Source organism: Thermoplasma sp. (assembly GCF_008709555.1).
In the GTDB taxonomy this organism is placed as follows: domain Archaea; phylum Thermoplasmatota; class Thermoplasmata; order Thermoplasmatales; family Thermoplasmataceae; genus Thermoplasma.
On the sequence record NZ_VYIJ01000005.1, the window covers coordinates 65,891 to 86,253 of the forward strand.

23 protein-coding genes are annotated in these 20,363 nt (G+C 47.5%); 15 read left to right on the forward strand and 8 right to left on the reverse strand.

What is annotated here, in order from left to right:
- Positions 1 to 99 precede the first annotated feature (99 nt).
- Both F6Q11_RS03300 and F6Q11_RS03305 read left to right on the forward strand, forming a co-directional pair.
- Entirely contained in the window at positions 100 to 2,010 is a 1,911-nt protein-coding gene (locus F6Q11_RS03300; protein ID WP_297026284.1) for a glycoside hydrolase family 15 protein, read from the forward strand.
- A 43-nt stretch (positions 2,011 to 2,053) separates the two neighbouring features.
- Positions 2,054 to 2,977 carry an NAD-dependent epimerase/dehydratase family protein gene (locus F6Q11_RS03305; protein WP_297026285.1) on the forward strand — a complete coding sequence of 308 codons (924 nt, stop codon included), beginning with the start codon at positions 2,054 to 2,056 and terminating at the stop codon, positions 2,975 to 2,977.
- Positions 2,978 to 3,049: 72 nt separating this feature from the next.
- On the opposite strand, the gene F6Q11_RS03310 is transcribed toward F6Q11_RS03305, so the two are convergent.
- Positions 3,050 to 4,021 carry a kinase gene (locus tag F6Q11_RS03310; RefSeq protein WP_297026286.1) on the reverse strand — a complete coding sequence of 324 codons (972 nt, stop codon included), beginning with the start codon at positions 4,019 to 4,021 and terminating at the stop codon, positions 3,050 to 3,052.
- A gap of 169 nt (positions 4,022 to 4,190) precedes the next feature.
- Here F6Q11_RS03310 and F6Q11_RS03315 point away from each other — a divergent pair, with 169 nt between their 5' ends.
- Genes F6Q11_RS03315 through F6Q11_RS03330 form a run of 4 tightly spaced genes read left to right on the forward strand, consistent with a single transcriptional unit; the run spans position 4,191 to position 6,985 of the window.
- A complete protein-coding gene (locus F6Q11_RS03315) occupies positions 4,191 to 4,682 on the forward strand; it encodes a hypothetical protein (RefSeq protein ID WP_297026287.1) in 492 nt (163 codons plus the stop codon).
- Positions 4,683 to 4,727: 45 nt separating this feature from the next.
- Positions 4,728 to 5,081 (forward strand): PadR family transcriptional regulator, encoded by a 354-nt coding sequence (locus F6Q11_RS03320; protein ID WP_297026288.1) that lies wholly within the window; start codon positions 4,728 to 4,730, stop codon positions 5,079 to 5,081.
- A gap of 33 nt (positions 5,082 to 5,114) precedes the next feature.
- A complete protein-coding gene (locus F6Q11_RS03325) occupies positions 5,115 to 5,780 on the forward strand; it encodes a DUF3834 domain-containing protein (protein WP_297026289.1) in 666 nt (221 codons plus the stop codon).
- An 11-nt stretch (positions 5,781 to 5,791) separates the two neighbouring features.
- Positions 5,792 to 6,985: an MFS transporter gene (locus F6Q11_RS03330; RefSeq protein WP_297026290.1), complete on the forward strand. Its 1,194-nt coding sequence runs from the start codon at positions 5,792 to 5,794 to the stop codon at positions 6,983 to 6,985.
- 6 nt (positions 6,986 to 6,991) lie between these two features.
- On the opposite strand, the gene F6Q11_RS03335 is transcribed toward F6Q11_RS03330, so the two are convergent.
- Complete coding sequence (locus F6Q11_RS03335) at positions 6,992 to 8,518, reverse strand: APC family permease (RefSeq protein WP_297026291.1); 1,527 nt, start codon at positions 8,516 to 8,518, stop codon at positions 6,992 to 6,994.
- Between the two features lie 127 nt (positions 8,519 to 8,645).
- On the opposite strand from F6Q11_RS03335, the gene F6Q11_RS03340 reads away from it, so the two are divergent.
- The 5 genes from F6Q11_RS03340 to F6Q11_RS03360 all read left to right on the forward strand — a co-directional run bounded on the left by F6Q11_RS03340 (position 8,646) and on the right by F6Q11_RS03360 (position 12,074).
- Entirely contained in the window at positions 8,646 to 9,311 is a 666-nt protein-coding gene (locus F6Q11_RS03340) for an ACT domain-containing protein (RefSeq protein WP_297026292.1), read from the forward strand.
- Positions 9,312 to 9,419: 108 nt separating this feature from the next.
- Positions 9,420 to 10,700, forward strand: a complete 1,281-nt coding sequence (locus F6Q11_RS03345) for a thiolase domain-containing protein (protein ID WP_367119325.1) — start codon at positions 9,420 to 9,422, stop codon at positions 10,698 to 10,700.
- The gene (locus F6Q11_RS03350; RefSeq protein WP_297026293.1) at positions 10,697 to 11,191 is read left to right on the forward strand and encodes a Zn-ribbon domain-containing OB-fold protein; all 495 of its coding nucleotides are present in this window, start codon (positions 10,697 to 10,699) and stop codon (positions 11,189 to 11,191) included. The genes F6Q11_RS03345 and F6Q11_RS03350 overlap by 4 nt, the downstream gene beginning before the upstream one ends.
- A complete protein-coding gene (locus F6Q11_RS03355; protein ID WP_297026294.1) occupies positions 11,191 to 11,655 on the forward strand; it encodes a CoA pyrophosphatase in 465 nt (154 codons plus the stop codon). Before F6Q11_RS03350 ends, F6Q11_RS03355 begins: the two co-directional genes overlap by 1 nt.
- A 53-nt stretch (positions 11,656 to 11,708) precedes the next feature.
- Positions 11,709 to 12,074, forward strand: a complete 366-nt coding sequence (locus tag F6Q11_RS03360) for a DUF3198 domain-containing protein (RefSeq protein ID WP_297026295.1) — start codon at positions 11,709 to 11,711, stop codon at positions 12,072 to 12,074.
- Here the strand turns inward: F6Q11_RS03360 and speE are convergent.
- Positions 12,067 to 12,888 carry a polyamine aminopropyltransferase gene (gene speE / locus F6Q11_RS03365; protein WP_297026296.1) on the reverse strand — a complete coding sequence of 274 codons (822 nt, stop codon included), beginning with the start codon at positions 12,886 to 12,888 and terminating at the stop codon, positions 12,067 to 12,069. The two genes, F6Q11_RS03360 and speE, sit on opposite strands and share 8 nt — an antisense overlap.
- A gap of 109 nt (positions 12,889 to 12,997) precedes the next feature.
- Here speE and F6Q11_RS03370 point away from each other — a divergent pair, with 109 nt between their 5' ends.
- Together F6Q11_RS03370 and bcp are read left to right on the forward strand one after the other, a co-directional pair.
- The gene (locus F6Q11_RS03370; RefSeq protein ID WP_297026297.1) at positions 12,998 to 13,930 is read left to right on the forward strand and encodes a deoxyhypusine synthase; all 933 of its coding nucleotides are present in this window, start codon (positions 12,998 to 13,000) and stop codon (positions 13,928 to 13,930) included.
- A gap of 81 nt (positions 13,931 to 14,011) precedes the next feature.
- Complete coding sequence (bcp, locus tag F6Q11_RS03375) at positions 14,012 to 14,473, forward strand: thioredoxin-dependent thiol peroxidase (protein WP_297026298.1); 462 nt, start codon at positions 14,012 to 14,014, stop codon at positions 14,471 to 14,473.
- Positions 14,474 to 14,656: 183 nt separating this feature from the next.
- Here bcp and rpl12p read toward each other — a convergent pair whose 3' ends face one another.
- The 5 genes from rpl12p to F6Q11_RS03400 form a co-directional block, all read right to left on the reverse strand.
- A complete protein-coding gene (rpl12p, locus tag F6Q11_RS03380) occupies positions 14,657 to 14,977 on the reverse strand; it encodes a 50S ribosomal protein P1 (RefSeq protein ID WP_297026299.1) in 321 nt (106 codons plus the stop codon).
- A gap of 12 nt (positions 14,978 to 14,989) precedes the next feature.
- On the reverse strand, positions 14,990 to 15,934 hold the full coding sequence (locus tag F6Q11_RS03385; RefSeq protein ID WP_297026300.1) for a 50S ribosomal protein L10: 945 nt from the start codon (positions 15,932 to 15,934) through the stop codon (positions 14,990 to 14,992).
- A complete protein-coding gene (locus tag F6Q11_RS03390; RefSeq protein ID WP_297026301.1) occupies positions 15,931 to 16,584 on the reverse strand; it encodes a 50S ribosomal protein L1 in 654 nt (217 codons plus the stop codon). Before F6Q11_RS03390 ends, F6Q11_RS03385 begins: the two co-directional genes overlap by 4 nt.
- A gap of 13 nt (positions 16,585 to 16,597) precedes the next feature.
- The gene (locus F6Q11_RS03395; protein WP_297026302.1) at positions 16,598 to 17,068 is read right to left on the reverse strand and encodes a 50S ribosomal protein L11; all 471 of its coding nucleotides are present in this window, start codon (positions 17,066 to 17,068) and stop codon (positions 16,598 to 16,600) included.
- 130 nt (positions 17,069 to 17,198) lie between these two features.
- Entirely contained in the window at positions 17,199 to 18,227 is a 1,029-nt protein-coding gene (locus F6Q11_RS03400) for a hypothetical protein (protein ID WP_297026303.1), read from the reverse strand.
- 286 nt (positions 18,228 to 18,513) lie between these two features.
- On the opposite strand from F6Q11_RS03400, the gene asd reads away from it, so the two are divergent.
- Together asd and F6Q11_RS03410 are read left to right on the forward strand one after the other, a co-directional pair.
- Positions 18,514 to 19,530 carry an aspartate-semialdehyde dehydrogenase gene (asd, locus tag F6Q11_RS03405; protein ID WP_297026304.1) on the forward strand — a complete coding sequence of 339 codons (1,017 nt, stop codon included), beginning with the start codon at positions 18,514 to 18,516 and terminating at the stop codon, positions 19,528 to 19,530.
- Entirely contained in the window at positions 19,527 to 20,345 is an 819-nt protein-coding gene (locus F6Q11_RS03410; RefSeq protein WP_297026305.1) for a hypothetical protein, read from the forward strand. Before asd ends, F6Q11_RS03410 begins: the two co-directional genes overlap by 4 nt.
- Positions 20,346 to 20,363 lie beyond the last annotated feature (18 nt).

Here is a 20,363-nt window from a genome sequence, read left to right on the forward strand (position 1 = left end):
TTCATTTTTCGGCATATCGTTAATTGAGGGCGAGTGCTGACAGCATCTGCGATCATGCATATACAAAAAAGCTATAAGCATATAAGACGATTAACCCGTATGGTGAGATATACACCGCTCGGCAATGGGCGGTTGCTTATAGCTTTTGATACCGATTACAGGATAGTTGATTTTTACTATTCAAAATATGCCTCTGAGAATCATTCTTCTGGGCATCCCTTCTACTTTGGAGTTTCAGTAGATGGAAACTTCAGATGGATAGACAGGAACGCCATAAAACATATGGATTATTATGACCACACCATGGTATCTGTTGTTAACTACAGCCAGAACGGCATAGACTTCGAGAACAGGGACATGGTGGACATATACAAGGACGTTTTCATAAGGCGCGTCGTCGCTGAAAACAAAACGGCCAAGGACGTTGACCTTAAGCTCTTCTTTCACCAGAATTTCTACATATACGGTAACGACATCGGTGATACGGCGGCATATTTCCCAGAGTACCGGGGAGTGATCCACTACAAGGGCGGCAGGTACTTCCTTGCGTCCACGCTTGACGAATCTGGGAACTTCTGCGATCAGTACGCCACCGGCGTGAAGGACGTCGGAGAGTTGAAGGGCACATGGAAGGATGCTGAGGACAACGAACTCTCCATGAATCCGGTCGCGATAGGTTCGGTTGACTCTGTCATCAGGCATTCCACCACGCTCAAGGCAGGATCGAAGTTCACGATGTACTATTTCATAATAGCTGGAAGGAACATAAACGACATTGAGAACGAGTACTCCAATGTGAACGTGCAGTACCTTCAGAAGCTTCTGAGGAGAACCACAAATTACTGGGAGCTCTGGTCTTCAAAGGTTACCCTGAACTTGGATTCAGACACCACCTCACTGTACCGCAGATCATTGTTCGTGACAAAGAGCCATGCGAACGATCTTGGAGCCATAGCGGCGTCCTGTGACAGCGATATACTGAAGCTGAGCCATGATGGTTATTACTATGTGTGGCCAAGGGACGCATCCATGGCCGCATACGCGCTCAGCATATCTGGCCACAGTGAGACAGCCAGGAGGTATTTCGCATTGATGGAGGACTCACTCTCGGAAGAGGGATACCTGTACCACAAATATAACGTGGATGGAAAGATCGCCAGCAGCTGGCTGCCGCACGTCATGAATGGCAAATCGATATATCCCATACAGGAAGATGAAACCGCACTGGTGGTTTGGGCCCTCTGGGAGTACTTCAGGAAGTACAACGACATTGGATTCACGGCGCCTTACTATGAGAGGCTGATAACCAGGGCCGCCGACTTCATGACGAGTTTTGTTGACAGCAGCGGCCTGCCAAAGCCATCGTTTGATCTGTGGGAGGAACGCTATGGAATCCATGCCTATACCGTGGCGACCGTGTATGCTGCACTCAAGGCCGCGTCAAGCTTCGCAAACGTCTTCGGCGATCCAGACCTCTCTGAGAAGTACGACAATGCAGCCGATCGCATGTATCACGCATTCGATGAGAAGTTCTATTCAGACGATCTTGGCTATTATGCCAGGGCGATAATAGACGGAAAGCCAGATTTCACAGTTGACAGTGCGTTGTCCTCGCTTGTCCTCTTCGGAATGAAGGACGCAGACGATCCAAAGGTCATTTCTACAATGCAGAGGATATCTGAGGACCTCTGGATAAATGGGGTCGGTGGCATTGCACGATATCAGAATGACAGATACATGAGGGTCAAGGACGATCCAAACGTACCAGGCAATCCGTGGATAATAACAACACTCTGGATGGCGAGGTACTACATGCGCTTCGGAGATTTCGAAAAGGCATGGAACCTGATACAGTGGGTCAAATCACACCGCCAGAAGTCTGGAATATTCTCTGAGCAGATCAATCCGTACAACGGAGAACCGCTATCTGTATCTCCTCTTGTCTGGAGCCATGCGGAATTTATAATATCACTGATCGAGTATTCCGATCTGATAAGGAAAAGGTCATGAGGCTGAATACAGAATTTTTTATATTGTATGGCAATTTAAGGGCATGGATATAAAGGGAAAGGAGATCCTGGTCACCGGCGGTGCAGGTTTCATAGGTTCGAACCTGGTGATCAGGCTGGCTAAGGAAAACCATGTCTATGTTATGGACGATCTTCAGACTGGCTCGCTGCGAAATCTCTCGTCCGTATATGATGACATAGACTTTGTGAAGGACCGCGTCATAAACGTGAGCGATTACTGCTTCGATCCAGATTACATATTCCACATAGGCCTGTACTCATCCTCGCCAATGTACAAGGATAACCCGTATCTTGTCGGTGACCTTGTGAAGGACATGGTTTCGATACTGGAACTCGCGAAAAAGAAGAAGAGCACGGTTGTATACGCTTCTACGTCCTCCATATACAACGGAGTCAAGCCGCCACACAGGGAGGATGTTATACCGTTCGTTACGGACTTCTACACTGAGGCCAGGTATGCAACAGAGAGGATCAGCGACCTGTACTCCAAACTCTACGGTATAAACGTATCGGCCATGAGATTCTTCTCCGTCTATGGCTACAACGAAAGGTCAAAGAAGAAATTCGCAAACCTTGTATCACAGTTCATGTGGGACATGCATGATGGCAAGCAGCCTGTCATCTACGGCGATGGAGAGCAGAGAAGGGACTTCGTCTTCGTGGACGATGTTGTCGATGCGCTTGTAAACGCAGCTATGTACAACAGCGGTTTCAACGTCTACAACGTTGGAACGGGGAAAAATTATTCGCTCAACGAACTTGTGCAGAAGCTCAACGATCATTTGCACACAAATATCAAGGCGAAGTATGTGGAGAACCCCATGGCCAAGACCTATGTGCATGAAACGCTGGCCGACACCAAGAAATCAGAGGAGAAGATAAAATTCAGGGCAAGGGTAAGCCTTGATGAAGGCATAGACAGGTTGATTAAATACTACGGCTACTGAGTCCATTTTTATTTTCTTCCGTATTATATTTTTATTCTGGCATGGAAGATCCAGTCAGCAGATATGGCCTTCTCACCTGTCCTGATAGTATATTATCCTGGATCCCTCGAAATCGAAATCGTAATCTATCTGCCTCAGACCTAGTTCTCTTAGCCTCTCCTTCTTGTCGCTGTCTATGAAGAATAAGAGAAAACCGCCACCACCAGCGCCTATCAATTTACCGCCATAGGCACCGAGATCCCTTGCCTTTGAATAGAGGCGATCTATCAGGTCGTTTGTTATCCTTCCGGAAAGTTTCTTCTTCAGAACCCAGTTCCTGTGCATTATCTCTCCGAGCTCCTTTATGTCGCTGGAGTACAGTTTGATAGCAAATTCTTCGGCCAGGCGCTTCATCTCCAGGTACTCTGGTATATGGTCATCTATCCTGGAGATCTGATCGTTGTGTATCTCGGTTGAAGATCTCTCCACTCCGGTGTAAAGCAGCGCCGTGTTCTCACGAAGATACCTGAGGCGTTCGGTGTTCAGCGGTATTGGCTTTACCCTGACCTCACCGTTCTGCAGGAACTGCAGGAGCTCTATCCCACCATACGCAGCCATATACTGGTCCTGCTTTCCTCCTGCCTCTTTCAGGATATCTCTCTCTATCTTCACGGCCTCCTCAGCGAGGGTCTCGTTGGAAACATACTCTGATTTATATGCATGGAGTGCATTTAGCAGGCCAACGAGGAACGAGGACGACGATCCAAGGCCGGTGCCTTGAGAGGGTACATCGCTTATTGAGAGTATCTCGATGCCGCCGTCCAGATCGAGAAGTCTCAGCGCCTCCCTGACCGTCGGGTGCTTTATCTCGTCAACGGTATCCACTATCTCTGTCTTCGAATAGGATATCCTTATCTTGCTGTCGAACTTCTTGTTCACTATTATGTATATGTACCTGTTTATCGCGGCAGATACCACGGATCCACCATGCTTTGTGTAGAAATCAGGTAGATCCGTGCCGCCGCCCACAAACGTTATCCTCAGTGGAGTTCGGGTGATTATCATTCCTGTAAAAATCGCATCTGTTCTATTTAATCTTTGTCCGCTGTTTCTCATCCGAGAAACACTATAATGTATGAATGCGGTGTGATGCCAGCGTGCGTCTAATGTCATCCGGTCTGCGCTATGCTGGCATATGTATTCGAGAAAAAGTTTCAATTAGTATTTTTGTATCATGAATGGGATAACCATTAAGACTCATGACGTTGTACTCGGACTGATCGTCGCGGCCATTGGCGGCATAATCTTCACGGTGAGCCTTTATTTAGGCATAGCCGATATTATAATAGGCGTAATACTGCTCTTCTTTGGGCTCGAGATACAGATACCTGCCATGTCCAAGCAGGACGTAAGGTTTGAGGGAAAGGTACGTTACGAATGGGCCATCAAGGAAGGGCTTGCCAGGATAGCAGACGGGCGAATGCATGTGGATAAAGGATTATTCCTGAGCACCATGGAGAAATCCAGAGACGCTCTAAACTACGCTGACAATATACCTGAGTTTGGAATGGAGGCTATATACCTTTATTTTTCAAATAGGGAGAGGGCGGCCCACATAATGGATGAGCTCCGATCCGCGGGTGTGCAAGCGGACGTTCAGGACGACAAGGTTGGAAGCACTCTTAAGATAAGTTTCGTTCCAATGCAGGACAGAAACAATAAGTAAATAATTTATAGACAAGTTTTTAAGTCATGGTTGCATGCAACAACCATGAACAGCGATCCTACCAGGGAAAGGATCCTTCACGGGCTGATAACCCTATACATCCTCAAGGAGCTTGTGAAGAGGCCAATGCATGGCTACGAATTGCAGAAGAGTATGTATGAAACGACGGGCCAGTCGCTTCCACAGGGTTCAATATACATACTACTGAAATCCATGAAGGAGCGGGGTTTCGTGGCATCCGAAACGTCCCAGAATGAGAAGGGGCAACAGCTCACCGTATATCACATAACCGAAGAGGGGAAGAAATTTCTCTGCGATCACTCTCAGGCGCTGCAGCTAGCCAGAAAGATCATAGATGACCTGCTCAGCACGGTGGATATAATCGAGAGCAAGAACTAATAAGCTATTTATAGATAAATAACATATCGATGTATGGAAAAGATAAAGATAATTGCTGCACCGGGTCCAGTGTCATATCCAATGATAGCTGCAAGATCTGATATTTTTGATATAGTGTTTGATAAGGAGAATAAGGGAGATATAGTACTGGATTCAACCGTTTCCCTGGTCAAACGCGGCATTGATTTCAATGTGTCGCTCATAAGGGGGCTCTCGGTCATAACGCCAGGTATCGGCCGCAGGATAGGGGTATGGAGGCGCGGAAGCGCCAACGATGTTCTGATCAGAGCCGCCCTTGACCTGGAGAAGATCCATGCAGATATAGTCTATGCAGAGGACCAGAGGGAGATAATGGATCTGCTGAAGAGCGGCAAGGTGGATTCCGCGGTTCTTGCCTCACCTTTTGGGTCAGGCATAAAATTCGAGGATCTGCTGAAGAAACACGGTATTGAGATGCCCGGAAGCTGCGCCGCTTACGTCAGAGACGACCTGATCGATCAGTTCGTGAAGGAATACAGCAGGGGGATCCAGAATATGCGGTCTGATCCTGAGAACACATCCAAATACATAGCCTCTGTCCTTCCAATAAAAGTCGATCCTGGATTCATAGCCGGAGCCATCCTGAAATCCGAAGTATCACCGAAGCTGGTCGAAGATGCATCCAGCTTTACGGAGACGGTGAGAAGATATATTAACTGAAAGTGGTCGGCATGGTCAGGGATAATGGCAGCGGCATTTCCTTTCTTTCCATGGTCATAATAATAGTGTCCATAACGTTCGCCGTAAGGGGCAGCAACAACATGTACATGACGGAGATACCGCTTGTCGCAAGATACGTGTTCCACTACGGAGAGTTTCTTGTAGGATCCATATCTGCCCTCGCGGCCGTGGGCACATTCCTGATGAGCGCGCTCATAAATTCAAGGCTGCGTTCAAGGGAGCGCCGCGCGGTATTCATAACGTCTTCCCTGATCTACGCCATAGTGTTTCCGCTCTTCTATCTCTCCAATGCCATAACCATATGGCCAATAGTGTTCGTGGCCGGTTTCGTACTCGGCGCACTGATGCCAAACATAATAACATCAGCGGGTCTTCTCCCCGACAGGAAACAGAGGGAGCGCCTGCTCTCCATATACACGCTGACGCTGAGCATATCGCTGGTCGTTGGCCCTGCGCTTGAGGGATACCTACTGGACTTCATGCCCCTTCTCAAAACCTTTCTCATCTTCAGCGTTTTTCCGATCATAGTCTTTATCCTCTCATTCTTCCTCAGGTTCCCAGATGAGAGAAATTCCAGGAAGATAAGGGGAGGCGAGGTTGTAAAAAATCATGGATTCAGGGCCGCGGTTTACAACATAATGACCTATAATATTCCATTCGCATTCATACTGACCTTCGGTGGCATATACGCCATGTCGCGCTTTGGTGTATCTTATTCCACCGTTACTCTCATGTTTGCAAGCTTCTTCTTCACCTCCTTCCTGAGCAGGATGATCCTGGCGGTCAGGCCACCGGAGAACATATGGAATCTCATGATACTCTCCGTTGTCATAACGTCTGTTGGTCTCATCGGCATAGTTGAATCTTTCAGTTTTCTCATGATAGAGGCTTTCTTCCTCCTGCTTGGATTCCCGCATGGGTTCACGTATCCTCTTTCAGTAATATCCATTTCAAGGTCATTCAGCACGGAGGCAAGAAATGCGGCTAACAGCCTCTTCTTCTCCATAATGATGGCCGTTGGCGCCGTGATGCCATTCGTATCGGGGGGCCTGGTGAGCGCGATCGGGCTCAGGTACTCGTTCGCAGTCCTCATACCGATCATACTCGTGTTACTGTTCCTGCTGCACCACGAGATGTCGTGCGTCAAAAGAGGAAAAATAAGTGAGGGTGCCTCACCCTCATGATCATTTTTACGAGTATGCGATTTTTTCTATCTGTGATACATCGCTGGAAGCAGTCCTCGTGCCGGCGAAGAATATACAAAGTGCTATGGCAACCATGACTGCTATGTCAAGCGGGAACGGTATGACATCGATGCCATAGCTTCCAAAATAGGAGACGACTGGCATTATGGCCAGAACCGCTATCATGTAAATGCCCTGGGACAGATCCTTGATGGGATTCTTCCTGGCGAAAACAAAGAGCAGGAGTCCAACCAGGGCGATGATGCTCATGTACATCGTTGTGGGATACCCTGACCAGTACACTATGAGAACAGACAGGGCGAAGCCGATAGGTGCAAGCACCTTCGGAGCTGGAAGCCTGAAACCTTTCGCCTCCACGCCATACTTATCGAAGATGGCCAGCGAGATCGGGCCGCTCATGTAGGCGATGATGGTGAGATCAGAGTTGACGGAGACAAGGGACTGCCAGGACGGGAAGGGAAGCACAAAGAGAATCATGACGATTAGGTCCAGGATTAGGGCGTAGATTGGGACGTTTTTTGAGTTTGTTGCGGATATTTTCTTAGGGAAGAAGCCCATTTCGCTGATCCTGTACGATATCCTCGACGTGGTTGTCTGGTATATGCTGCTGGTTCCAAGAGGAGATATTATGCCATCAAAGAGGAGTACGGTGGCCAGAGCGCCGAGTCCGAGTGTTGAAGCAAGAACCAGCATTGGTCCGCTGGAATAGCTGCTGTTTGCAAGCGCTGACCAGTCGCCCGGTTTTATGCTTCCCCACTGCAGAGAACCTATGAAGGCTATCTGCACAACCATGTATATGGCTGAGGCGACGGCAACAGAGAGCATTATGGCGATGGGCACAGTCCTTTGGGGGTTCTTGGCTTCGCCCGAAAGCTCGACAGCCTGCCTGAATCCCAGGAAGGAGAAGGCAATTCCTGCACCAGGTACTGCGGTGAATATGCCCTCTGGCTTTACCGTCCCCACAAGTGAGAAGTTCTTCATGGAGAATATTGTGAAGATGAAGAAGAAGCTGGTTATGATTGGTATCGCGATCTTCAGGTATGATATCAAATTGTTGAACCTTGAAGTGTTTCGTATGCCAGTTGCATTGAGCAGGAAAAACAGCACAAGAAGAGCTATCGCAAGCAGTATGCCTATTGGCGTAAGGAGGCCGCTGCTGTTCAGCAGGCCAGGCACCAGAAAGCTGAGGTAGCTTATGGATGCTATGACCTCAAGCGGCGGCGTTGAGGCATAGCCCAGAAATAGAGACCAGGCGTTGAGCGATCCAGCAACAGTCCCATTTGTCAGAAACGGATAACCTGCGGCCGCACCTGCCATGGGGACCCTGCCGCTGAGATCAGCGTATATCAGCGCGAGGATCGCAACAATGCCAGTACCAACAAGCCATGAGAAGATCGAATATGGTCCGGCCATAGATGACGCATAGAAGGCCGAGAAGAGCCATCCAGAGCCGATCATTCCAGTAACCGAAGCCATCATGAGATCAATTATTCCAAGTTCTTTTTTCAGCATTGATCTAACCGATTTTCTATCTATTTATAAGGCTGGCGTTCAGATCTGGATATTTTAGACTTGTTTATCCAATATTGTACTTATATATCCATAAATAGACTTATGTATCATGGCCGCATGGCGTTGTATGAGCATCTCCGATGAGGTGAGGGCCTATATTGAGAGGAATCCTCATCTGATGCACGCCCTCAACGAAGGCATCGTGAATTACTCTGCGCTTGCCAGAAGGATCATGTCGGAGGCAAAGTTGGAAAATTTCCAGGCCATAGTGGCAGCCTTGAAGAGATACAGGGCACCTGCGTCAGAGATCGACCATTCAGCCATACTGGCCAGGTCAAGCGTTGAGATGTACACAAACATATCGGTCATGATACTGAAGCCGAAAAATGAGAACGTCAAGATGGTGCTGAACAACGCAGACCGGTCAACTCTGAACTACAGCAGGTTCCGGATAATCCAGGGTGTTCAGGGTGCTGTCGTCGTGGTCAACGACAACGATCTGGATAGGATGATCCGAGGCATCCCGAAAACGGAGATAATAAGCATCGATCGTAAACTTGCTGAAATAGTCATAACCAGCCCTCAGACAATAACGTACACAAGGGGCTATGTCGCACATCTCTCCTCCCTGCTTGCCTATCATGGGATCAACGTTGTTCAGCTTGTATCGTTCTATACCGATGTTACGTTCATACTAGATGCCAGGGATCTGACGGCCAGCTTCCATATCATATCGGACCTGATAGGTAGATCGGCGGGAAAGCTAATGAGTTCGGATATGAGCCATCCTTAGGCATATGCATGAATATATCAGCCCATATGTATACAATATCAATATCATTCAAAATATGAGATTAATCTATTGTTTTTGTATTGCATATTCGCAAAACTTTTATTAATTATTTTAAGTTATACGCATATGAAGGAGAAATCCAGAAATGTGTATATGGTGGCCGGAGGCGTGACAAAATTCGCCAAGGCATCGCCTGAGATGGATTTTAGACTGCGGGTGAAGAAGGCGTTTGACTACGCCATGAACGATGCCGGCCTCACACTGGCCGACATAGACGGTTCGGTCGCATCCTACTTCTCGGACCACTTCCAGAGGCAGCTTATGTCCGGCATAATGGTGCAGGATTACCTGGGGCTGGTACCAAAGCCAAGCAAGAGGATCGAAGGCGGAGGCGCAACAGGTGGACTGGCATTCCAGGCGGGATACGAGGAAATAGCCTCCGGAAGGATGGATACGGTGGTCGTATACGGCTTCGAAACCATGTCGCATGTGAATACCTGGAAGGGAAACGAGTTCATAGCACTGGCAAGCGATACAAATTTCGATTATCCCATAGGTGGATTCTATACAGGCTACTATGCCATGATGGCCGTGCGCCACATGTACGAGTTCGGTACGACCGTGGAACAGCTGGCGAAAGTATCGGTCAAGAACCATGGGAATGCGCTGCATAACCCGTATGCGCAGAGCCCAATGAAGCTGACGGTAGAGGATGTCCGGAACTCTCCGATGGTATCGTATCCGCTGACAAGGCTCGACGTGTGTGCCATGTCAGATGGTGCTGCGGTGGCGATACTTGCATCCGAGGACAGGGCATTCGAGATAACTGACCATCCTGTGCTCATAAAGGGCATAGGTACAGGTACAGACTCAATGAGGCTTGCTGACAGGCCCTTCGGCGAGGTACCGCTTCTCCCGAATGAGAAGCCATCAGATTACAAGGATCTGAAGTATCCCGGCGTGCATTCATTCCGGGCAGGCCGCATGGCAGCGAAGGAGGCCTACGAGATGGCTGGTATAACCGACCCGATAAACGACCTAGATCTGATAGAGCTTCATGATGCGTACACATCGTCTGAGATACAGACTTACGAGGATCTGGGACTCTGCAAATACGGCGAAGGAGGCCAGTTCATAGACGAGGGAAAGCCGGAGCTGCATGGAAAGATACCTGTGAATCCATCCGGTGGCCTTCTTGCAGCAGGGCATCCGGTGGGTGCCACGGGCATAATGCAGGCGGTCTTCATGTTCTGGCAGCTGCAGCACACGGTGAAGAAGCACTTCCACGACGATTACCTGCAGGTCCCCAATGCGAAGCGCGGTCTCATTCACAGCCATGCCGGAACGGGTACTTACGTTACCGTAACTGTAATGGAGGCGGCAAAATGACTCTGGATCCAGATGCGAAGCTTCCGGAAACGGAAGAGGGAACAGTTGTGTACAATACCGATCCACTCATAATACGATCGCACTATGAGATAGACTACATCCACAGCTATGCGCAGGACAGTGAATTCTTCAGGGCTCTCGGAAAGAAAAAGCTCATGGGCAGCAAATGCAAGAAATGCGGGTACGTTTACGCCACTCCGAGATCTCACTGCATGATGTGCGGATCCGAAACAGAGTGGTATGAGCTCCCCCTCAAGGGCAGAGTGCACACTTTCACCACCTGCTACTTCAGCGGCGAGGAATTCCTCAATGAAACACCGTTCAACCTGGTACTCGTGGAGTTTGATGGTGTGAATTCGCTCTTCATGAGCAGGCTCATCGGTGCCGACACAAAGGACATATACATAGGGATGCCCGTCAGAGCAAAATTTAGAAGGAACCTCAAGATGAACGTTACGGACGTTTATTTCGTGCCGGACGTTGAAAAGTGATGAAGCACGGGGAAGCTGCGGTTGGTTTGATAATCGACAGGAGCGATATACTCCTGATAAAGAGGAAGGTCAGATCCGATGATCCATGGTCGGGGGATGTGGCTTTCCCCGGCGGTTTTCTCAAGGAGAATGAGAGCCCAGCGCAGTGCGTCATAAGGGAGATAAAGGAGGAGGTATCGCTATATTTCACTGAACGTGATATACTTGCGGAGATGCCAATACACTATCCCGTCTCAAAACAGCTTCCAGTGCATCCATTCATAATAAAGGGCTATTCCCTTGAAGATGCAAAACCCGGAGAAGAGGTGGACGAGGTCAGGGTCGCGAACATATCGGATCTCATAAAGGACTTCGATCCTGACAGGGGAAATATATACAGGTACCGTGACTGGATCATATGGGGCCTCACGTACAGGATACTGACCACGTACATCGAAAGATACTACGGTAACTTCGACTTCTGATCCTTAGTCTGTGCGATACGATATTTAAAATATGGAGATATATTTAGCAGAATATGGAACGTTCGATCAGGGACTATCAGTTCATCATCTACGCAATAGTGTTTGTTGCCAGCTTCAGCGTTCTCGTGATTGTTTCAAACCAGCTGCTGTTCCACAACACGTTTCTGAATACTGCCTCGTTCGATGTCGGATACTGGGTTTACTGGATATTCGCTCTGAGCTTCATCTTCACCATAACGATGGCGTATTTGATGGTGAAGAACCTCAGCGACAGGGCAAAATTCGAGTCAATGATCAACAGCCCAAGCAAGAGCGTGTTCGTGAGGAACCTGAACGAGCTGGAGGTTCTGGCAGCACGTCTCGGTAAGAGCTACAGGATACAGCTGGATCAGGCAAGGGAGAAATGGAAGGTCAGGTGATCAGTTCCTTCACGAACTGTGGCAACCTGAATGAACCCTCCATGACGTCTGCGTTGAAGTATTTTCCAGATGTGGTCACAGGCCTCTGCTTCATTGGCCATGGCGAGGCCACGGTGAAGGACCAGAACCCGCTGGGATACGTTGGTATGAAGCCTGTATAAACGCGCACATCGTTGAAGACCCCCTTCATTCCGGAGTATGCCAGCTTTATGGCCTTTGGCTGGTAGAACGGCGATCCGGACTGCGATACGATCACAGCGCCATCGTTCATTATTCTTCTCGTATCCATGTAGAATTCCTTTGAAAATAAGCCCTCTGCCGGGCCCTCCGGATCCGTTGAGTCGATTATTATAAGATCGAATTTCTCGCTGGTGTTCTTCACATACTTTATCCCGTCCTGTATCAGCAGCTTTACCCTGGCGTCGCTGAAAGCAGAGGACAACGATGGAAAGAATCTTCTCGAAACCTCAACTACCTGATCGTCTATCTCCACATTGACTATGTGCTTCAGCCCAAGATCGAGGAGTCTCTTTGCTGCACCACCGTCGCCACCACCTATTATGAGAGCATTCTCTGGGGGCTTTGGAGTGAGATGGTATGGAACCATGGTTATGAGCTCATGGTAGATGAATTCATCCCTCTCCGTCAGTTGGACTGTGCCGTCTATTGCCAGTAGCTTTCCGAAATCATATGTGTCGAAGAGATCGATCCTCTGGTAATCTGTCTTTATTGAGAGGAGCTGATCGCTTACCCTGAAGGATAGCTGCAGGTTATCCGAATATCTTTCCGAGAACCAATTCTCTATTAGCTTCATCCGGCTTTTATTGTTTGAGCCTATTTAGATTTTAGCCGATGAAACATCACAGCTTATGATTTCGGTGGGCGAATGCAGAAAGCTATAATCAGAGAAACAATATACAGGCATGGATAGAAAAGAACTTCTGACAAGGCCGGTCAGGGATCTGTCTATAACTGCCGATACAAAGCTTGGCGATCTCATGGATCAATTTTCGAGGATTGGCGGTTTCACCGCCGCAAAGATATACGAGGCCTATGAGATCATAAAAGACATGTTCAGCGAGGAGAATACGACATTCCTCTCGTTTCCAGCAGATATCATATCCACCGGGCTACGTGGGCTCATAAATGAGATAGTGAAGAGGAAACTCGTAGATGTCATCATCACCACCTCGGGTACACTTGATCATGACATAGCAAGGACATACCGGGACTACTACTGTGGTTCTTTCAGCTACAGCGACGTTGAACTGAGAGATATGGGGATAAACAGGCTGGGAAACGTGCTCGTGCCTGACGAATCGTATGGAGAGATCATCGAGGAGAAGGTGATGGAATCCCTCGAGAAACTCTATGCGAAGAAGAAGGAATGGGCCACTGTGGATCTCATTCATGAAATAGGCCTTGACATCAACGACGGAAATTCAATAATCTACAACGCTGCCAGGAACAACATACCTGTGTTTGTGCCGGGAATAACGGATGGTTCGTTTGGATCGCAGCTCTGGAGCTTCTACGAGCAGCACCATGACTTTAAGATAAATCTCCTTGAAGACGAGCACAGACTATCGGACATAATATTTGATGCGAAGAAGACGGGAGCCATAATGATCGGTGGTGGGATATCTAAGCACCACACCATATGGTGGAACCAGTTCAGGGAAGGGCTAGATTATGCTGTGTACGTAACAACGGCGCAGGAGTACGATGGCTCGCTTTCGGGCGCAAAGCTGGAGGAGGCCATATCCTGGAAGAAGGTAAGGCCGGATGCAAGGTACGTGAACGTATACGGAGACGCAACAGTAATACTTCCTGTGCTGCTGGCGCCACTCCTTTGAAAGTTTTTGTGATCATCGATCGTCCGGATGAATTATACAGGAATATCATAACATTTATTAATTTATAATGTATATTAGTTTATGGAACTTTTGAATGTTGGAGACATTGCTCCTGATTTTGAGACCGTCGATCAGAACGGAAAGACCGTTAAACTGAGTTCGTACAGGGGGAAGCCGGTTGTACTGTACTTCTATCCAAAGGACAACACGCCAGGCTGCACTACAGAGGCATGCAACTTTAGAGACAACTTCAATTCCTTCAAAGATTCTGGTGTAGAGGTGATCGGCGTCAGTGTTGATTCTCCGGATTCCCACAGGAAGTTTGCGGAGAAATATAATCTGAACTTCACGTTGGCCTCGGACAAATCCAAGGACATCGTTAAGAAATATGGTGTCCTAGGGCTTGCCACTGCTAAGAGGGTCACGTACATAATAGACCCAGACGGTAAAATAGCGTACGTCTATCCGAAGGTCACGCCGAAGGATCATGCAATTGAGGTGATGAACAAGCTGAAGGAACTTGGTCTGATAAAAAACAACTGATTATATTGTATAATTTTTATCGTTCTCCATCAACATCAATGATACGAATATTGATCCAAGTATCCATATCAACGATATTATGAGAAGTATCATATTGCTATAGGCGATCGCAATTATAAATAGAACAATGGGGATGAAATATTTCAACAATCCCCATATGAGGTCGTAGTAATCCATTCAGGATCATCCGAAGAGAGCGCTGAGTCCAGACATGGCCTCTTCTTCTTCGTGTTCCTTTTCCTCTTCCTTCTTCTTCTCCTCTTTCTTCTTTGGTTCTTCCTTCTTCTTCTCTTCAGCGGCCGGTGCCGGCGAGGCGGCTACCTGCGCCACCGAGGCGTTCTTCAGCACTTCGTCTATGTTGACGCCCTTGAGTCCGGAGACCAGAGTCTTCAGTCTGGCCTCATCGACCTGAACGCCCACGTCTTCTAGTACCTTTTTCAGCTTCTCTTCATCTACTTCCTTTCCGGCTGCATGAAGCAGCAGAGCTCCATATACATATTCCATCTTCATTACCTCCTATTGAAACAGAGCACCGAGTCCCTCGGATATGCTCTCATCGGGCGATTTTTCTTCAGTTTTCGCCTCTTCTTTCTTCTCTTCAGGGGTTTCCTGTGTAGTACCCTTATTCAAAACACTGTTTAAAATTATCGCATTGGCATTGGCCCTCACGAGGAAGTCCTTGACGTTATCCTCGGTTATGAACTGACCTGCAAGTGCCAGTGCATCAGCCTTTATCTTGGCTTCTGCTAAGAGATCCTTCAGAACCTCGTCAACGAAGAACAGCGAGTTCTTTGCCAGAGTCTTTGCCTGTGCAAATGCCATGGCCATGTCGCTGGCGATCTTGTCCGGCGTGAGGGATAGGACATCCTTCGAATAGATTATGCCTTCGCTGTACAGGCCAAGCAACTGGAGCCCTACCTCGAGAGGCTTTATCTCCAGCATCTCCAGGATCTTGGCCTTGTCCTTTGGTATCGCTTCCCCTTTCTTCACGAACACTGTCTCCTTTTTTATCGCTATCTTGCCCTTCTCAACGCCAGTCTGCAGACCGACCTTCTGGAATTCGGTCATCATTGGGCCTGGCGGGAATCCGGTTGTCATCGGCTGAATCACGATATCATCAGGAGCTATCTCCCCTCCCCTCGGCGCGGTCTTCTGGAACGTGGATTCTATTACTTTGTATATTTCAGTAGGATCAAGATCCGAGGTCAAGAGGGCTATCTGTCCGCCAGAGTTTTCCTTGAGCTTTAATAATTTTTCATCTCCAAGGTTCTCTAGGGCTTTGAAAAGCAGCGTTTTCTTGATAACCTTTATGTTTATCTTGCCTCTGTTCTTTCCCCTGATATCCTGAATCTGCCTTGTCCTTATACCGGCTGTATCAACAATAGCGACAGACCTTGAGGCCTTTATCTTCTGGGTTATCTCATTAACAAGTTCTTTCTTTTGCTGGCTAACTTCCTTCATTTCTCATCACCGGCCTTGATCTCCACAGCATCGCCCATGGTTGTCTTCACGTAGACGCTGCGGATATTTGACGCGCCACGCTCCAGCTTACCTGTTATCCTGTTTATGACAGCCATGATGTTCTCGCTGATCTTGTCCGTATCCATGGATCTTGTCCCGACCGGAACATGGAATGTCAGGGCATTTCTGCTCCTTGCTTTAACCGTGTTCTTCAGATTTTTTATAAGTGGGGCAGGATCCTGGCCTGGCGGCAGGGGTCTTGGCATTTTGCCACGTGGTCCCAGAACCTGACCGAGGCTCTTACCTATATTTGCCATGAGCGTTGCCTCTGCTATGAAGAAGTATGCCTGATTGACTATCTTCTTGAACGCTTTCTTGTCCTCCGCGAACTTTGAGATATCTTCAGCTCCGAAGACAAAATCAGCTGTTCCGCGCGCCTTTGCTTTGAGTTCGTCTGACCCGAAGACTGCGATCTTGACGTCCTTTCCCCTGCCATTGGGCAGAAGTATCTCCTCGTTTATCCTGTTCTTTGGATTGCTCATGTCTACGTCTTTGAGGTTTATCGCTATCTCCACACTCTCCTCAAATTTTCTCTGGGGAGATTTCTCCTTTATCTCACTGACTGCCTTTTTAACGTCATTTATGTTCAATTATCCCACCTCGTCAAATGGAGATCTCTCCGGCCTTTATCTGGCGCTGAACCTCCTTCGGATCCTTTCCGTCCACGTTTATACCCATGGATACACAGGTTCCGAGAACTTCGAGAGTTGCGGCTTTGAGATCGCTTGCCAGCATAGAGACCATCTTGGTCTTTGCCACTTCCACGATCTGGTCCAGCGTAGCATTTCCGGCTATCGCTTCCTTTCTCTTCGTGGCTCCCTTTTCTATACCCAACTTTTTCTTCAACAGTGCTGAGGTGGGAGGAATTCCAACGGTTATCTCGTATTTCTTTGTCTCAGGATCCACAACTGTGATCGTAACAGGGACTCTCATTCCCTGGAATTCTTTCGTTTTTTCATTAATCTCCTTGACTACCTGGGCAACGTTTAGTCCTAGTGGACCCAGTGCAGGTCCTATGGGTGGTCCCGTGGTGGCCTTCCCACCTTCCACCATCGTCTTCACTGACTGTGCCATCGTTAAGCACCCTGAGACTCAATATAAAACTAATATAAATAACCATCTCAATGATCGAGGCATAACGCGAACCCTAGGCAGAAGAAATAAATTATCGATCGGTCTTGAGATACCTTTTAATGATTCAAGATTACTCTGGTGGTTCAGGCACGATGTCCGTCAATGGCAATATCTCCATTATCCTGTTATTATGAGTTTTTCTTTTCTCATCTGACCAATACTTTCCCAGTGCTTTCAGAAATTCTATCTGATCCTCCTTTCTTATTACGAAATAGTTATCAAGGTGGCCTGAGCCATCGCTATATCCCCAGTAGTCTATTGGGCCCATTATGGATCTAACTATATCGTAATAGAAGTCATGGAACCAGGTGCTTTCAAAATTGAATTGCACTATCTTCCCGTTTCTGTTTGATCTGTAGACTTCGTACTTGCCATTGAACCTTATATCGCTATTGTGAACCCTGGCTATAAGGCTGTTGGTGTCAGAGGCAACATATTTCATCCTGAAATTCATTGTGTTCTGAAAGATTCCATTGGAATTGATCTGAAGTTCCTCTTCGGAAAGTGTCCAAGTCGTCCGTATGACCTGCACCATGCTTGGATTGATCTCCTTTCTTTCAACCGCCAATCTGAACGATGGGATGTCGATGCTCTCAAGCTTTTCAAGCCTGATAACTTCAGCCGGCAGCGGTGCGAGATTCACATAATCCAGAATAAGCTTGGTAACAAGATCAAGGACTTCCTCAACGAATTCAAACACGATTATGAGTTCGTCCCTTCCAAGGCTTATAACAGGATACATCACAAGGCCAGGTATGGATGCAAGCTTATTTATGGATGCATTGGATATTTCGGATATATCCCTTATCAAGGCATTCGTGTCATGCTTGACCACCTTACCCAGGCCAATCTTGGTGTAATAAGAGTTTATGTAATCTACAATGGACTCCACCTCATCAGTTTTCAGCGTCTTGAATGCATTTATGAACATCTTCCATCTGCCGTCCTCCCTAGCAAACATGCCGCCATAGTTGTACCTCCTGTTCTCTTCATTGTATCCAGGAAACATTTTCCAGAAGCGTTCTGGAACAGGATTGGGCACGTTTACCCTTATTGAAGCAAGATAATCCAGAGATGGTGGAAATACGTGATCGTCCATTTGATCTTGATCTCAAACAGCATTAATTTAACTTTGCCTCATCGCTCTGCATGGTTGCGAAATTTCCTATTCCAGTGAACATCGTCAATGGTGATATTACTGAAGGTAATCTATTATTATAAAATGTAAAAATATTAGTTCTGAATATCCAAAATATCATTGAAAAATGGGCTAGATGCGATCATGATATTGCTAATAAGAATCAGAACCGTTGGAGGCCTTGAATATGGGCTCAGGGTTGAGATGCTGGTGGTTAGTATGATCAACGGTAATATGGTGATTGGACATGGACAAGCTTAGGGTTGGGCTCATAGGTTCAACCGGAGTGGTTGGTTCTCTGATATCTAAAATGATATCAGCGCACCCGTACTTTGATCTTGCAAACGTATACGCCTCCGACAGGAGTGCGGGACAGAAATATGGTGACGTGGTTTACGGCGGTACGTATGAACCTTACAAGGATCTTATTGTTCGGGAAAGTGATCCTGACCAGATATCGAGAGATCATAATGATATCATCTTCAGCGCGGTGAGCGATGACAAAGCAGGACTGATAGAGCGGCGTCTGGCAGAGGCAGGGTTTCCAGTGTTCACGAATGCATCCGCAAATAGACTTGAGGACGACGTTCTGCTGATCGTTCCAGAGATCAACGGTGATCTCATCAGCCGAAACATGAAGAAGGGGTTCATCATAGCTAACGGGAATTGCAGCACCATCGGTCTTTCTCTTGGCATCGATCCTGTTATTCGCGGAAGATCGGTGAGAGAGATCGTTGTCACCACAATGCAGGCTGTGAGCGGTGCCGGCTATCCCGGAGTTCCATCTCTGGACGCGATCAACAATGTGATACCGTACATCCAAAAGGAGGAAACAAAGATAGAGATGGAAACGAGGAAGATATTCGCAGGAAAACTGAATGCAGAGATATTTGCCACGACGACACGAGTTCCGGTGAAGATAGGGCATTTAGAAGCCGTCCATATAGAATTTGAACAGAAATTCGATCCTGATGAGATAGTGGAAGAATTCCGCACGTATGGGAATGGCATTCTAAAAACAGAATTTCCGTCCCTGCCAGAAAAATCTGTTATTGTATTCAATGAAAATAATAGGCCGCAGCCCGAACTGGATAGTATGAACGGCGGAACTGGGCTGAAAGCCGGAATGGCTGTGTCTGTGGGGAGGATAAGGGTGAGAGAAAACAGTGTAGACCTTGTTCTGCTCGTTAATAACCTGATCAGAGGCGCCGCCGGATCAACGCTTCTCAATGCTGAAATAGCTTACAAAGGAGGGATTATTTGAAGGACAGGTGCGTTATCAAGATAGGTGGTTCAGTACTGAAGGACGATTCCATTCTTCCCTATATAAGAGACATCATATTGCATTTTGAAAAACCTGTCGTGGTCGTCAGCGCCTTTAGTGGAATAACAGATGCGCTTTACAGGTTATATGAGCGCAGGGAATGCAGGGAAGAAAGGCTAAGAGATCTTCTTCTGATGCATCTAGGCATGCTTCATAAGTACCAGATAAAAGCTGATCTTCACATTCTTCCTGGATCTGGAGGAATAGAGGATGAGGAATCATATGTTGCCTTTGGCGAAAAGATGTCCGCATTTACGCTTGCAAGTTATCTGACTGGTAATGGAATTCCTGCGGCCCCTGTATACACAGATGAAGCTGGTATCGTAGTAAATGATGCCTCATGGGGACGGGAGGTTGATATTGACGGCTCCAAGGCATTTTACAGGAATATTGCCAGAATAGAGAGAAACGGGAGGATACCTGTAGTGACTGGGTTCTTTGGAGCAGATCAGCTGGGCAACACTAGGATCTTGGGGAGAAATTCAAGTGATTATTCCGCAGTTGCAATTGCAGCCATACTTGGCATAAGGAACGTTATATTGATAAAGGATGTGCCGGGCATATATCTGAACCTAGGAGACAGGACATCTTTGGTGAGCAGGATGGATTACGATACGGCTTTGCGTATCATCAATGGTGGATCGAGGGTTGTGCATGAGGCCGCGATTAAGCTGGCAATGAAGAAGGGAATAAACCTCGTGATAACATCTCTAGAGACTATAGATCACGGTACGTTCATAGGCGACCCTTTTTGAAGCTACCGCTTCCAGAAA

What these genes read in the sequence shown, in the direction of transcription:
- F6Q11_RS03305 (WP_297026285.1), top strand. Translation starts at nt 2,054, where the DNA reads ATGGATATAAAGGGAAAGGAGATCCTGGTCACCGGCGGTGCAGGTTTC.
- F6Q11_RS03395 (WP_297026302.1), bottom strand. Translation starts at nt 17,068, where the DNA reads ATGGCACAGTCAGTGAAGACGATGGTGGAAGGTGGGAAGGCCACCACG.
- speE (WP_297026296.1), bottom strand. Translation starts at nt 12,888, where the DNA reads ATGAAGCTAATAGAGAATTGGTTCTCGGAAAGATATTCGGATAACCTG.
- F6Q11_RS03315 (WP_297026287.1), top strand. Translation starts at nt 4,191, where the DNA reads ATGAATGGGATAACCATTAAGACTCATGACGTTGTACTCGGACTGATC.
- F6Q11_RS03325 (WP_297026289.1), top strand. Translation starts at nt 5,115, where the DNA reads ATGGAAAAGATAAAGATAATTGCTGCACCGGGTCCAGTGTCATATCCA.
- F6Q11_RS03350 (WP_297026293.1), top strand. Translation starts at nt 10,697, where the DNA reads ATGACTCTGGATCCAGATGCGAAGCTTCCGGAAACGGAAGAGGGAACA.
- F6Q11_RS03400 (WP_297026303.1), bottom strand. Translation starts at nt 18,227, where the DNA reads ATGGACGATCACGTATTTCCACCATCTCTGGATTATCTTGCTTCAATA.
- F6Q11_RS03340 (WP_297026292.1), top strand. Translation starts at nt 8,646, where the DNA reads ATGAGCATCTCCGATGAGGTGAGGGCCTATATTGAGAGGAATCCTCAT.
- F6Q11_RS03330 (WP_297026290.1), top strand. Translation starts at nt 5,792, where the DNA reads ATGGTCAGGGATAATGGCAGCGGCATTTCCTTTCTTTCCATGGTCATA.
- rpl12p (WP_297026299.1), bottom strand. Translation starts at nt 14,977, where the DNA reads ATGGAATATGTATATGGAGCTCTGCTGCTTCATGCAGCCGGAAAGGAA.
- F6Q11_RS03320 (WP_297026288.1), top strand. Translation starts at nt 4,728, where the DNA reads ATGAACAGCGATCCTACCAGGGAAAGGATCCTTCACGGGCTGATAACC.
- bcp (WP_297026298.1), top strand. Translation starts at nt 14,012, where the DNA reads ATGGAACTTTTGAATGTTGGAGACATTGCTCCTGATTTTGAGACCGTC.
- F6Q11_RS03335 (WP_297026291.1), bottom strand. Translation starts at nt 8,518, where the DNA reads ATGCTGAAAAAAGAACTTGGAATAATTGATCTCATGATGGCTTCGGTT.
- F6Q11_RS03360 (WP_297026295.1), top strand. Translation starts at nt 11,709, where the DNA reads ATGGAACGTTCGATCAGGGACTATCAGTTCATCATCTACGCAATAGTG.
- F6Q11_RS03370 (WP_297026297.1), top strand. Translation starts at nt 12,998, where the DNA reads ATGGATAGAAAAGAACTTCTGACAAGGCCGGTCAGGGATCTGTCTATA.
- F6Q11_RS03355 (WP_297026294.1), top strand. Translation starts at nt 11,191, where the DNA reads ATGAAGCACGGGGAAGCTGCGGTTGGTTTGATAATCGACAGGAGCGAT.
- F6Q11_RS03300 (WP_297026284.1), top strand. Translation starts at nt 100, where the DNA reads ATGGTGAGATATACACCGCTCGGCAATGGGCGGTTGCTTATAGCTTTT.
- F6Q11_RS03310 (WP_297026286.1), bottom strand. Translation starts at nt 4,021, where the DNA reads ATGATAATCACCCGAACTCCACTGAGGATAACGTTTGTGGGCGGCGGC.
- asd (WP_297026304.1), top strand. Translation starts at nt 18,514, where the DNA reads ATGGACAAGCTTAGGGTTGGGCTCATAGGTTCAACCGGAGTGGTTGGT.
- F6Q11_RS03385 (WP_297026300.1), bottom strand. Translation starts at nt 15,934, where the DNA reads ATGAAGGAAGTTAGCCAGCAAAAGAAAGAACTTGTTAATGAGATAACC.